This is a genomic window from Haemophilus parainfluenzae (assembly GCF_014931275.1).
In the GTDB taxonomy this organism is placed as follows: Bacteria; Pseudomonadota; Gammaproteobacteria; order Enterobacterales; family Pasteurellaceae; genus Haemophilus_D.
Genome location: NZ_CP063110.1, coordinates 1,564,709 through 1,577,400 on the forward strand (window position 1 = coordinate 1,564,709; position 12,692 = coordinate 1,577,400).

General features: G+C 36.7%; 12 protein-coding genes and 1 tRNA gene. 7 read left to right on the top strand and 6 right to left on the bottom strand.

Features of this window, described 5'->3' with window-relative positions:
• Nucleotides 1–12: 12 nt before the first annotated feature.
• The 7 genes from INQ00_RS07625 (at nucleotide 13) to INQ00_RS07655 (ending at nucleotide 7,801) form a co-directional block, all read left to right on the top strand.
• Entirely contained in the window at nucleotides 13–741 is a 729-nt protein-coding gene (locus INQ00_RS07625; RefSeq protein ID WP_197546694.1) for an ABC transporter ATP-binding protein, read from the top strand.
• A 9-nt stretch (nucleotides 742–750) separates the two neighbouring features.
• Nucleotides 751–1,959: an ABC transporter permease gene (locus INQ00_RS07630; RefSeq protein WP_197546695.1), complete on the top strand. Its 1,209-nt coding sequence runs from the start codon at nucleotides 751–753 to the stop codon at nucleotides 1,957–1,959.
• Nucleotides 1,952–3,529, top strand: coding sequence for an SUMF1/EgtB/PvdO family nonheme iron enzyme (locus INQ00_RS07635; protein WP_197546696.1), 1,578 nt, complete (start codon nucleotides 1,952–1,954; stop codon nucleotides 3,527–3,529). The genes INQ00_RS07630 and INQ00_RS07635 overlap by 8 nt, the downstream gene beginning before the upstream one ends.
• Nucleotides 3,530–3,549: 20 nt before the next feature.
• Nucleotides 3,550–4,254 carry a coiled-coil domain-containing protein gene (locus tag INQ00_RS07640; protein WP_197542038.1) on the top strand — a complete coding sequence of 235 codons (705 nt, stop codon included), beginning with the start codon at nucleotides 3,550–3,552 and terminating at the stop codon, nucleotides 4,252–4,254.
• 9 nt (nucleotides 4,255–4,263) lie between these two features.
• Nucleotides 4,264–4,749: a hypothetical protein gene (locus INQ00_RS07645; protein WP_197546697.1), complete on the top strand. Its 486-nt coding sequence runs from the start codon at nucleotides 4,264–4,266 to the stop codon at nucleotides 4,747–4,749.
• Between the two features lie 100 nt (nucleotides 4,750–4,849).
• Nucleotides 4,850–6,343, top strand: coding sequence for a VWA domain-containing protein (locus tag INQ00_RS07650; protein ID WP_197546698.1), 1,494 nt, complete (start codon nucleotides 4,850–4,852; stop codon nucleotides 6,341–6,343).
• A gap of 9 nt (nucleotides 6,344–6,352) precedes the next feature.
• Complete coding sequence (locus tag INQ00_RS07655; protein WP_197546699.1) at nucleotides 6,353–7,801, top strand: hypothetical protein; 1,449 nt, start codon at nucleotides 6,353–6,355, stop codon at nucleotides 7,799–7,801.
• A gap of 93 nt (nucleotides 7,802–7,894) precedes the next feature.
• Here the strand turns inward: INQ00_RS07655 and INQ00_RS07660 are convergent, their stop codons facing one another.
• The 6 genes from INQ00_RS07660 to sbcB all read right to left on the bottom strand — a co-directional run bounded on the left by INQ00_RS07660 (nucleotide 7,895) and on the right by sbcB (nucleotide 12,690).
• Nucleotides 7,895–8,224: a TusE/DsrC/DsvC family sulfur relay protein gene (locus INQ00_RS07660; RefSeq protein WP_014065383.1), complete on the bottom strand. Its 330-nt coding sequence runs from the start codon at nucleotides 8,222–8,224 to the stop codon at nucleotides 7,895–7,897.
• Nucleotide 8,225: 1 nt separating this feature from the next.
• Complete coding sequence (gene ttcA / locus INQ00_RS07665) at nucleotides 8,226–9,155, bottom strand: tRNA 2-thiocytidine(32) synthetase TtcA (RefSeq protein WP_197546700.1); 930 nt, start codon at nucleotides 9,153–9,155, stop codon at nucleotides 8,226–8,228.
• 58 nt (nucleotides 9,156–9,213) lie between these two features.
• Nucleotides 9,214–9,299, bottom strand: a tRNA-Leu gene (locus INQ00_RS07670).
• Nucleotides 9,300–9,493: 194 nt separating this feature from the next.
• Nucleotides 9,494–9,994 carry a non-heme ferritin gene (ftnA, locus tag INQ00_RS07675; protein WP_197546701.1) on the bottom strand — a complete coding sequence of 167 codons (501 nt, stop codon included), beginning with the start codon at nucleotides 9,992–9,994 and terminating at the stop codon, nucleotides 9,494–9,496.
• Between the two features lie 20 nt (nucleotides 9,995–10,014).
• On the bottom strand, nucleotides 10,015–10,500 hold the full coding sequence (ftnA, locus tag INQ00_RS07680; RefSeq protein ID WP_005699391.1) for a non-heme ferritin: 486 nt from the start codon (nucleotides 10,498–10,500) through the stop codon (nucleotides 10,015–10,017).
• 768 nt (nucleotides 10,501–11,268) lie between these two features.
• Complete coding sequence (gene sbcB, locus INQ00_RS07685) at nucleotides 11,269–12,690, bottom strand: exodeoxyribonuclease I (protein ID WP_197546702.1); 1,422 nt, start codon at nucleotides 12,688–12,690, stop codon at nucleotides 11,269–11,271.
• Between the last annotated feature and the right edge of the window lie 2 nt (nucleotides 12,691–12,692).

The following is a 12,692-nucleotide window of genomic DNA, read 5'->3' on the forward strand; positions in this document are numbered from 1 at the left end:
AAAGGATATAGCGTGCTAACCATTAAAGATTTATCCATAACTCGCGGACAAGGGGAGCAAAGTTTTACGGTTTCCCTACCACATTTATCTTTGGCTGAAGGTGAGGTCATTTCACTTTGTGGTTCGAGCGGTTGTGGAAAAAGCACGCTATTGGAAATGATGGGGCTAATTTTAAAACCTGATAACTTGAGTCAATATGAATTGAGCTCAGCTACGTTAAGCATGGATTTAGCCCCCCTTATTCTGAGTGATAAGCAAAAGACTTTGGCTGAGATTCGCTCTAAAAATCTTGGTTTTATGTTACAAAATGGTGGGCTATTACCTTTTTTAAACGTATGGCAAAATATTCTGCTACCTTGTCAAACAAATGGGATTTTAGCTGATGAAAGTTGGTTACATCATCTATGCGAAAAACTAAACATCAATCATTTAATGACAAAATATCCAAAGCAGCTTTCTATAGGTGAACGTCAACGGGTCGCTTTTGTTCGCTCTATAGCCCATAAACCACTTTTATTATTAGCGGATGAACCGACATCTGCATTAGATCCCCATCACTCAGAGGTTTTATTTCATTTAATGCTATCCTTAGCAAAACAGCAAAAAATAGCCGTGCTGCTAGTGACTCATGATTGGGATTTAGTGCAACGTAATGAACTTCGTACTTTTAGTGCAAAATTGGATATGTCTTTACGTCAGTCTTGTTTTATTGAACAAGCCAATAATGACTCGCAAGAATAGGGTATCTTGATGAAAAATAGATTTACATTATTGGCAAAATTAGCACTAAACGATATTTTCTATGATCGTAAGGTTTCTTTTTGTATTATTGCTTCATTGGTAGCGGTAATTGCTCCTTTATTGCTTCTATTTAGTTTGAAATATGGCATTGTTTCTCAATTACGTCATCAATTGGTTAATGATCCAACCAATTTAGAAATTAAAATTGTTGGTAATTTAAATCTTTCTCAAGACTGGTTTGATTGGCTTAAACAACAGCCGGAAACCCAATTCTCGATTCCATTAACGCGCTCACTTAATACAATTATTGATTTGAAGAAAGAGGCAAATTTTGTTCGTAATGTGGAATTAATTCCAACAACTTCAGACGACCCAATTACTCAACAATCTTTGCAAAATGAGAACTCCATTATTTTAAGTGCATTAAGTGCAGAAAAACTACAAGCTAAACAAGGTGAAAGTATTACTTTAGTTGCAACTCGAAATGAAAATGGACAAGAAGAAAAGGCATTATTGCAATTAAAAGTGCAGGCTATTTTAAATGAGCAACAATTTCCTCGTGCTGCAATTTTTGTGCCCATGTCATTATTAATTGGTGTTGAAGACTTTCGCGATGGTATGAAAACGGAACTATTCCCTGCAGCAAGTGGAAAGCCAAATGATAAACTCCGTAAAAATTTTGCTAGAGCGAGAATTTATGCTAAAAGTTTGGATGATGTCGCACCTCTAGCACTAAAGCTACGTGAACAATTTCATATTGATACTCGAACAGAATCCAAAGCGATTGAAAATGTAAAAGCGATTGATAGTGTATTAAATGTTATTTTTATGGTCATTGCTTTTACCTCTGTGGTGGGTTGCGTGCTATCTCTTATTGGCGCATTTCTTGCAAATATTGATCGAAAACGTAAGGATATTGCTGTTTTACGGTTAATAGGTTTTCAACAAAGTGCGGTTGGTATTTATTTAGTTTTTCAAGCAATCGTACTCAGTAGTATTGCTTTCATTTTATCTTATGGGCTGTATTTGTTTGGCAGTCAATTATTTAATCAAATACTAGGAACAAGCTTAAGTGGCTCCCATTTTGTTAGCCGTTTGGCTCCAATACATTTATGCTTGGCTTTTATTTTCTCTTTTCTACTTGCTGGCGTGGTTGCTGCTATAGGGGCAGTTCGCGCAGTAAAAATTCAACCTGCGGAGAGTCTGCGAGATGTTTAAATATCGCTTTTCTTTATTAGCATTAATTATGGCCAGTACGGCTGTTTCAGCCCAACCTTGGGAAGAAAAATTTTTTAATCCGAAAAAATTAGATGGTGATATTGTATTACCCATGCCTTGTGAAGGGAGTATGATTTTTCGAGTAATTAAAACTAACACTAAAAAACCATTAGAAGATATTAAAGTCACTCTCGGCGGTAATAGCAATGATGAAGATGGTTATGCACAATATGCTACGCCAAATTATATTTCGGGTAGTTTTGCCAATGAAAAACAAGAACGCTATTTCTTAATGGGAAAATATGAGGTGACAGAAGCTCAGTTTAATGCCGTAATGAAAGGCGAGCAATGTCCTTCAGTAAATATGAAAACCAGTTTACCCGCAATTAATATGAGTTGGTTTGATGCGGTAGAATTTACCCATAAATATAATGAATGGCTACTTAAAAATGCAGCCGATAAACTTCCAACGGAAGATGGAAGTAAAGGTTTTGTCCGTTTGCCAACTAATGCTGAATGGGAATTTGCTTCTCGAGGTGGGGTTGCGGTTGATGAAGCTGCATTCCGTGAAAATACCTTTCCTATGCCAGATGGTATAGCTCGTTATGCATGGTCATCTAAAAATGCTAATGGTCGTTTGCAAGTTATCGGTTTACTTGAGCCGAATCCACTTGGTTTATTTGATACATTGGGGAATGTTTCTGAAATGGTATTTGACGGTTTTCGTGCTAATAAGCTAAGCCGCTATCATGGTCAGGAGGGAGGCATGATTGCCCGAGGTGGAAGCTATATTAAAGGAGAAAGTGAAGTCAACAATACTTCACGTATTGAGGTTCCTTATTACGATAATAATGGCGCGATGAAGAAAAAAGATATGGGATTCCGTGTAGCAATTACCGCACCTTTATTAACATCAAATAATCGTATTAATCAATTACGTCAAGAATGGTCTGCTTTAGGTTCAGATAGTAAAGAGAGTAATGATCCAAATATTGTCGGTAAACTGGAAAAATTAGCGTCGAACGTTGAAGATGAAAAACTTAAACAAGAAATCACTAAAACCAAAGATGAATTGCGGGCAGCAAACCAAGCACGAGATGAGCAGAGAGATGCCGCAATTCGTTCGGCCTTACAATTAGGTGGATTCCTTTGTGCTAATGTTTCTGATTTGCAGGCTGAAGTAGAACAGCAAGAAACAGCAGTAAAAGCTTTTGCAGAAGAAATAAAAAATGAACAGGATGCCGATTTAAAACAAATTTATCAGCAAAAAGAAGCTGATTTTAAACAACGTTTACAAGAAGCAGAAAAAGCCAGAGACTTTGTTGTTCAATATTATGCAGGCACAATTACTAGTACATTTGACACTTATAGCCTTGCTAATGTAAAAGAACAAGTAGAAAGAACAAAATCCATGATGAGTGAGAAAAAACTTGCTAATGGACAAGCGACGAATTTGAGCCAGTACCTTGATTTATATTGGAAACATTTAAGCCAATATTATCAGAATGGCAAAATTACCCGAGAACAATGGTTACAGCAATGTAATCAAATTAAACCTCAAACTCACTAATGATAAATAAGGAAAATCTTATGAAATTGAAAAAGACCTTTGGTGTACTAATTTTATCTAGTTCATTAGCCCTTGCAGGCTGTGCTGGTACAGGTAGTAGTTCAAGCAGCTTAGATAGCGGTGATGATGCTAAATTTTTTAGCTCATCAGGCTGGGGTTCTTGTGCTTGGGGTGCTGCAGGAGGTGCTGCATTAGGTGCTTTAACAGGATTATTGACGGGTGGTGATACTGAAAGTACTGTAGCTGGTGCCGCAATTGGTGGAGCAGCAGGCTGTGCAGCTGGTATGAGTGCTAACTACTATTTAGAAAAACAACGTAAAACTTATGTGAAAAAAGAAGATCGTTTGAATGCTTATATTGCTGATGTTCGTCAAAATTCACAGATGGTACAAAAATCCACAGCAAAATTAAACGCTGCTACGGCTAAAAACAATCAATTGATTGCTAAAGTGAATAGTCAATTAAAATCCGGAACAATTCAAAAAGCAGAAGCTAAACAACAATTAGCTCAAGTAGATGCTGATATTAAAGCTGCAAAAGAACGTTTGAGTGTAATGAAATCCAATTTAAATATGCTTAGCGATACAGCTAAAGCTGAACGTTCTTCTGGTGCTTCAAGCAAGAGATTGGATCAAGAAATTTCTCAATTAAGAAAACAGGTTTCAACCTATGAACAAGCATTACAAGCACAGGTGAAACAGCGCTCTGCAATTCAAGTTGGGTAAGGAGTTAGCGTGAAAACGATTAAATTATTCACCGCACTTTCTGCTTGTGCTTTATTAGTTGCTTGTTCTGCGACGCCTGAAGAATGTGATCCAAATGTGGAGCAAAGTATTTGGGGTAAAATGGCCTGTGTGAATTCAGGTAGCTATGATACCCGAGTACAGCGTAAAGAAAGCGAGTTATCACAAGAGCAAGCCCAAAATGCTGATTTGCAAGCTAAAAATAAACGAGCTCAAGAAGCAAAAAATAAATCAACCAAGCAACTTAATCAGAAAAAAGCTGCATTGGTTAATTTAAATAAAGAATTGCAAAATGATGCAGCCTTGCTTAAACAAAAAGCTCAAGGTAATAGCGACCTATTAGCAAAAATTCAAGATGTAGAACAACAAATGAAGCAGGTAAATACTTCTAGTGCATCTGATGAAGCTAAAGCAAAAGAATTGCAAACGTTACAGCGTAAGTTGACTGCTTACAAAAAAGCGCTTGCTGTTAAATAATTGTAAAGGCTGATCTTGAAAAAAAGATCAGCCCTTATTATTGGAATAAGAATATTGACAGTTTTTATTCCAATAATACGACTCAAATGTAGAGGGATTTATGCAACGTTTAGCTCGTTTTAAACTAGAAGAAATTAATCAAAATGCAACCGTGCTTTTTGAACATTACGATGAAATACTTAAAATTGTGAGAGCTCATCTTCCACCGAGCACAGCTACTTTATTCGCTAAACCTGAAATCAAATCAGATCGAGTAACTGTAGAATGGTATAGTGAGTTGGAAGGTCAACCTTATCTGATACCTGAAAATGAATCAGGTAAAGCTGCATTACAAAAAATCTCTCCTGTTATCCAACAACGTCTAAATGCTATATCGGCACTTACTCAAAATTTAACCCAAAAAGGTAGCATTAGTGCAGAGCAAAGTGCTTGGTTAAATCAATTAGTGGATGGGGCAACTCATGATACCCGTCAAATTTATTTAGTAAATAATGAACCCGTTATTACTGGTTGGGGTATTGGAAAAAAAGTAGAACCACCGGCTCCGCCACCGGTTGTTCCTGTTGCTGCACCTAAACACCGTTGGTGTTATTGGTTATTACCGCTTCTTTTATTACTACTCGGTTTATTGGCTTGGTGGTGGTTTAATCGTGAACCTGTTGTTCCCCCTAAAGTGGAACCGCCTAAGGTAGAAGAACCGAAAAAAGAAGAACCAAAAATTGAGGAGCCTAAACCAGAACCTCCAAAAGAAGAGCCAAAGGTTGAAGAGCCTAAACCGGAGCCTCCAAAGGAGGAACCAAAGGTTGAGGAGCCTAAACCAGATCCTGTTCAAGAGCCTATTAAGGAAGAGCCGAAAGTAGAACCTCCTGTTGTTGAGCCACCGAAGAAAGAGCCTAAACAACCACCACAAAAAGTGTGTAAGCCGAAATACAAACCAGGTGAAACACCACAAATGGTGATGGTCTTTGATAATTCTGGATCAATGTTTTTTACTATGCAGGAAAGCTCACAAACGATTGATGCCTTCATTCAACGTGCAGAGACATATGGTGCTAGCGATGAAGAAATTCAATATATGCAGCGCTTACCAAATCGCTTATCTACAGCGAAAAAAGCCTCTACCAACATTATTAATAGTATTGGTAAAAATGTGGATATCGGCTTAGTTTCATTAAGAACTTGTCCAGCTGCAACCAATCATGGTTTCTATTCACCAGGTAAACGTAATGCGCTTAAAGCTAAAATTCAAGCAATGACACCTGCAGAAGGTGACAGCAGCGGTACTCCACTATACAACGGATTACAGGTTGCTAGCTCTATGGTTGATGGAGTAAAACGCGATGCTTTCATTTTGATTTTAAGTGATGGAAAAGATAACTGTAATACACCAGATATTTGTGGCCTAGCAAATCAAATAGCCAGACAAAAACCGCGTTTAAAAGTGAATGTGGTTGATATTGGGGGGGCTAGAGCTGCCAACTGTGTAGCTAGCGCTACTGGCGGAAAAGTATTTACCGCAAATAATCAGAAACAAGTGGTGAGTATGGTGAATCAAGCTATTAAACCTATGACTAAAACTGATGAGTGTGAATAAGGAACGCTTATGCAACGTCTAGCTCGTTTTAAATTGCAAGAAATTAATCAAAATGTGACCGCACTTCTTGTCCATTATGATGAAATAATTAAAATCTTGCGTAGCCATTTGCCACCAAGTACCGCCACTTTATTTGCAAAACCTGAAATAAAAGCTGATCAGGTTACTGTGGAATGGTATAGCGAGCTAGAAGGTCAGCCAGTCTTGATTACTCAAGAAATGCAAGAAGATAAGCGATTCAAACCAACAATTTCACTGATTCAACAACGCCTAAATGCGATTATGACATTGAATCGGGAGCTGACTACTAAAGGCGTGCTAACACCTGAACAAAGTGCTTGGTTAGTTCAATTGGTGGAAGGGGCGACTCATGATACCCGTCAAATTTATTTAGTAAATAATGAACCAGTTATTACTGGTTGGGGTATTGGAAAAAAAGTAGAACCACCGACTCCACCACCAGTTGTTCCCCTTACTGCACCAAAACACCGTTGGTGCTATTGGCTTTTACCGCTTCTTTTATTACTACTAGGCTTATTGGCTTGGTGGTGGCTCAATCGCGAACCGGTTGTACCGCCTAAAGTAGAACCACCTAAGGTCGAAGAACCGAAGAAAGAAGAGCCTAAACCAGAGCCACCGAAAGAAGAGCCTAAAGTGGAAGAACCAAAACCGGAGCCGGTTCAAGAACCACCAAAAGAAGAACCGAAAGTAGAGGAGCCCAAACCAGAACCGAAGAAAAACTGCCGAGTAGTGGAAAAACCAACTGATGCACCGCAACTGGCTATTATTTTTAATAATGCTTCAGGAATGCGCTATACCTTATTAGAAAGCGCAAAAAAAGTAGCAATTTTTGACGAAAAATTAAGAAATCCAGCAAAATATGGAATCACGCAACAAGATATCTATTACATGGAGCGCAAACCAAATCGATCCGTGGCATCCAAAAAATCGGTAGCGGAATTAATTAATAATATCCCAACGGCAGTGGATATTGGTTTGGTTGAACTAAAAAGTTGTTTATCTACTTCTAAAAAAGCATCTTATGCTACCAATCATGGCATATTTACTGCAGCACAACGCAGTACATTAAAAGCCAAACTTAATAAAATGCAGGTACGCAATCATCGTGTTCCTGGGACACCTATTTATGAAGGATTACAAAAAGCATTAACCATGGTAGATGGTAAAGAACGTGAAGCATTAATTGTGTTAATTACCGAAGGTAATGGTGATTGTACGAATCGCAGTGCCTGTGAGCTTATTAAAAAAGAAGCGAAAGAAAGACCCAAATTAAAAATTAATATCGTCAATATAAATTCGCCTTGGAATAATACGGATTGCCTAGCTAAGACAACCGGTGGTGAAATTCTAAACGGTGATATGACGAATCAAGTTAAATTAACTGAAGCTATTAAGAAATCAATGGAACCAGTACAGCAAGAAATCTGTGATGAATAATGGAAAGGGCGTTTAACGCCCTTTTTTCAATATAAGAATTCTTTTAAATTTTTCCAAAAAAATAACCGCTCTTTATCGTGCGGTTACGTTATTTTATAAGCATTTAGCTGGTTTTGGCAGCCCCGCCAGTTTGGTTGCTTGCTTAGCTGGTCCGTCAGGGAAGAGTCGTTGCAAATAGCGGCTATTGCCTTTATCGGCACCTAATTTTTCTGACATTGCTTTTACCAGCATTCTAATCGCAGGGGAGGTGTTATATTCTTGGTAAAAATCACGCACAAAATAAATCACTTCCCAGTGAGCTTCAGTCAGTTCTACATCTTCTAGCTGAGCAATGTGTTTTGCTACATCCTCATTCCAATCAGCAATATTAAGTAAATAGCCAAAGGCGTCCGTTTCGATTTGTTTTCCTTGTACGATAATCATATTAATTCACTTCTTTAAAGCTGATCATTTCATTATAGGAGTAGTCAGAGGCATCTTCATCATCAAATTTCATTGGTTCGATGCGTTCTTCATCAAATGCGGTATCCCCTTCAATGCCATCAAGTGATTGACCATGTTTAATGCCTTTGAAATCGAAGAGTTTTGGGTCACATAAGTGTGACAACGTAATGTTTTGCATCGCACTAAACATGGTTTCTAAACGTCCAGGATATTGACGGTCCCAAGTATTCAGCATTTCTTTCACTACTTGACGTTGTAAATTAGGTTGTGAACCACATAAATTACAAGGGATAATTGGGAATTCTTTGGCTACGGCATATTTTTCAATATCTTTTTCTTTACAATAAGCCAATGGACGAATCACGATTTGCTTGCCGTCATCTGAAATTAATTTCGGTGGCATCGATTTTAGTTTCCCACCGTAGAACATATTCAGAAACAGGGTAGCCAGCATATCATCACGATGATGACCAAGTGCAATTTTTGTTGCGCCAAGTTCAGTTGCCGTACGGTATAAAATACCACGGCGTAGGCGAGAGCAGAGAGAACATGTTGTTTTACCTTCTGGAATTTTCTCTTTTACGATACCATAAGTATTTTCTTCAACGATTTTATAATCCACACCAATACTTTGCAGATATTCAGGTAAAACATGCTCGGGAAAACCTGGTTGCTTTTGGTCTAAATTAACTGCAACGATATCAAATTTAATCGGTGCGCTTTGTTGTAAATTTAATAAAATATCGAGAAGTGTATAACTGTCTTTACCACCAGAAAGACAAACCATCACTTTATCGCCATCTTCAATCATACCAAAATCAGCAATTGCGTTACCTACATTACGGCGAAGACGTTTTTGTAATTTATTGAAATTATAAGTCTGTTTTTTATCTTGGTTTTGTTCTGTCATATTGATTAACTTTAGCTAATAAAAAAGCCCTGAATAACTTCAGAGCTTATAAATTCTGTGGTGCCTAGGGTCGGACTCGAACCGACACGGTTATTCACCGGCGGATTTTGAATCCGCTGCGTCTACCAATTTCGCCACCCAGGCATTTGGGTTGTTCTGAATTATACGTTTATCTTACTTCGTTGCAAGTAAAATTTCATTAAAAACGTGTGGTTGTTTTAAATTTCATCAACTTGTATTCAAAGATGAAAGGGAAGTTTAAAATAATTTGATACGTTGTCACAATTTATGAGTAAAATAAAAGCTTAGTATTTCTACTAAGCTTTATGATTATCTAATTAAGCGGTTTGACCAGCAAGGTTACCTAAATCTTTATCGATTAAGAATAAGCCTTTGCCATCTTCGCCAAGAAGATTTAATTTGTCTAAAATACCGCTGAATAATTTCTCTTCTTCGTGTTGTTCTGCAACATACCATTGTAAGAAATTGAATGCAGAGTAGTCTTTTTCTTCAAAAGTTTTACCCACTAATTCATTGATTTTACTTGTGATCAATTTTTCGTGTTCATAAGTTAATTCAAGGATTTCTTTTAATGATTTGTACTCATGCGCAGGCGCTTCAATTGCAGTGATTACCGCTAATGCACCAGTTTCATTTAAATAAGTGAATAATTTACGCATGTGTTGCATTTCTTCTGCAGCGTGTTCTGATAAGAATTTAGCTGCACCTTCAAAACCATTTTGTTCGCACCATGCACTCATTTGTAAGTAAAGGTTTGAAGAGTAGAACTCAAGGTTCATTTGATCATTTAATAATTTGATTACGTTTGCTGATAACATTTTGTATTCTCCTTCTAAAATTATAATGTTGCTAAATCACGATCGATAAAGTAAAGCGAACGACCATCTTCACCTACTAAGTTAAATTTATCAATAATGCTATTGAATAATTTTTCTTCTTCGTGTTGTTCTGCAACGTACCATTGTAAGAAGTTAAAAGTAGAATAGTCTTTGTTTGCAAAAGTCACTTCAACTAATTCATTAATTTTAGAAGTAACGAGTTTTTCATGTTCAAGTGTGGTTTCAAATACTTCTTTAAGTGATTTGTAGTCATTCTTAGGTGCGTCAATTTTACCTAAAAGTGGCATACCACTTGTTTCACTCACATATTTGAATAATTTTTGCATGTGTTCTAATTCTTCATCAGCATGACGAAGTAAAAATGCTGCAGCACCTTCATAACCGTGCTTGCTACACCAAGAACTCATTTGTAAATAAACATTAGAAGAGTAGAACTCTAAATTGATTTGTTCATTTAACTTATCTGCGATTGCTTTATTAAGCATAACCAACTCCTTTCCTTATTAAGTAGAGATTAAAAATAAAAACAAGACTGCTTAACTTGTCATCGGTGTGCATTCTAATCTCACAAATGAGAATAGTCAAGTATTTTTTTAAAATTATTTTTATAAGTCACTAATAACAAAAGAGAAATCAATGTTAATTATTCTCATTTAGGTGATATATGTAAAATAAATTCTCATTATCAGATCAAGAATAATGAAATCTGCAGAATTAATGTACGCAATTGTATTCAGAATTCACATAGCGTTATCTACAAATTTCATACTAATTCTAATTATTCCATTTCAAAGACATCCATTTATTTCTTTTATACCCACAACCCAAAATCACCTTATTTTGAGTAATGCATGAAATAGGATAGTCACTTATATTGATTTGTGACATATTTATATATACAATTTAACATAATATACATTATGCGAAATCAATTACAAGGTTAGTGAAAGCTACGCATTAATAAGATCACAGAGTTATGCACAGGTCACAAATACCACTCGAACGATGCGAAATCTAGTTTCATAACACTTTGCAATAAGATTAAATAATGATTTATACACTATAAAGTTGTTATGTAAGGGAAAAATAAAGACGTTTATATGTATCAAATAATGACAACGCTACATGAATTCTGCGTTATTTTATGAGGTGAATATCATCAGATTTAAAAAAGAAAAACGTAAATCTCAGGGATTAAGATTTACGTTTTTGATGAATGGCATTTGTGTGACTATGTCACGATATGTATAAGGTTAAGATAACAGTTTTGTACCGTATTCATAAACCTGTTGCAGTAAATTCAGTTTGGTTGGATTATCCGAATATTCCTCTGCTAATCGTTGTAAACTTTCCTCAAATTTAACCGCACTTTGTTCTAATTTACGTTGGCGATATTTTTGCCATTTGATTTGCTCTGCACGATTTAGCGTTTTATAGAAATGTCTTGCACGATAATGGAATAACAATTTTGGAATTCGTTTATCTTCAAATGCTAAACCATGCTCAGCTAATTTTTCAGGTGGTAAATCACGTAAAATAGCCATATTGTTTTTATCGGCATTGCTAAAGAAACCGTTATAAAGCTCCGTTTCTACATTATCGCTCGGCTCAAATTCACGTTCTTCTGAGAAGATTTCAATAACTTTCTCGCGAATATCTAAGGATTGGCGCAATTTTGCTAAATTATCTAAGCAATGTTGTCTGTCTATCCCTAAACGAGCTGCATTTTCTGGCAGTAACGTTTTTGCAGGCGCCAAAATTGGGCATTTATTAATATGAACTAATTTTAATGGAACTGATGAAACTCCCCTTTCTTCTAACTCGCTTTTCTTGGTATATAAATCTTGTCGCAAATCAACCGTACTTTTACTGAGTAAATTATCTATATCACCTGATAAATCACAGACGATTACGGCATTTTGATTAGTTGGATGCCATGCTAATGGTGCCACCCAAGCACAATTGCCACGATAATTCCCTAACATGCCAGAAACGTGCACTAATGGTGTCATTTCCGCGGTATCAATCAGTTTCTCAATTTCCTTTTTACCTCTATGATTAAAGAAGAATTGAAATAATTTAGGCTGCTTTTCTTTGATTAATTTAGCCATAGCGATGGTTGCATACACATCCGCCATCGCATCATGGGCATTTTCATGCTCAATACCATTTGCTTTAGTGAGTTTTTCTAAGCGAAAGCTTGGCATACCATCATCGTCATAAGCCCAATTTATCCCTTCTGGACGCAGTGCATAGCAAGCCCGGACCAAATCCAGTAAATCCCAACGAGAATTGCCATTTTTCCAGCTATATTCATAGGGATCAATAAAATTGCGGTAAAAGGTGTAACGAGTCATTTCATCGTCATAACGAATGTTGTTGTAACCCATCACACAAGTATTAGGTTGTGAAAATTCAGCTAGAATTTTTGCGGCAAATTCAGGTTCAGGAATCCCCTTTTCATTACATTCTTGTGGCGTGATTCCTGTGACCATTACGGCCTCTGGAGCCGGCAAATAATCATTGGTTTGCTTGCAATACAACATAATAGGCTCACCAATGATATTGAAATCTGCATCGGTACGAATACCAGCAAATTGAGCAGGACGATCACTTGCCGGATTGATACCAAAACTTTCGTAATCGTAGATAAAAAAACTAAAATTGTTTGCCATAA

Coding starts and splice junctions, on each gene's coding strand:
- INQ00_RS07630 (WP_197546695.1), top strand. CDS start 751: ATGAAAAATAGATTTACATTATTGGCAAAATTAGCACTAAACGATATT.
- INQ00_RS07635 (WP_197546696.1), top strand. CDS start 1,952: ATGTTTAAATATCGCTTTTCTTTATTAGCATTAATTATGGCCAGTACG.
- INQ00_RS07640 (WP_197542038.1), top strand. CDS start 3,550: ATGAAATTGAAAAAGACCTTTGGTGTACTAATTTTATCTAGTTCATTA.
- INQ00_RS07650 (WP_197546698.1), top strand. CDS start 4,850: ATGCAACGTTTAGCTCGTTTTAAACTAGAAGAAATTAATCAAAATGCA.
- INQ00_RS07655 (WP_197546699.1), top strand. CDS start 6,353: ATGCAACGTCTAGCTCGTTTTAAATTGCAAGAAATTAATCAAAATGTG.
- INQ00_RS07660 (WP_014065383.1), bottom strand. CDS start 8,224: ATGATTATCGTACAAGGAAAACAAATCGAAACGGACGCCTTTGGCTAT.
- ttcA (WP_197546700.1), bottom strand. CDS start 9,155: ATGACAGAACAAAACCAAGATAAAAAACAGACTTATAATTTCAATAAA.
- ftnA (WP_197546701.1), bottom strand. CDS start 9,994: ATGTTATCAGCAAACGTAATCAAATTATTAAATGATCAAATGAACCTT.
- ftnA (WP_005699391.1), bottom strand. CDS start 10,500: ATGCTTAATAAAGCAATCGCAGATAAGTTAAATGAACAAATCAATTTA.
- sbcB (WP_197546702.1), bottom strand. CDS start 12,690: ATGGCAAACAATTTTAGTTTTTTTATCTACGATTACGAAAGTTTTGGT.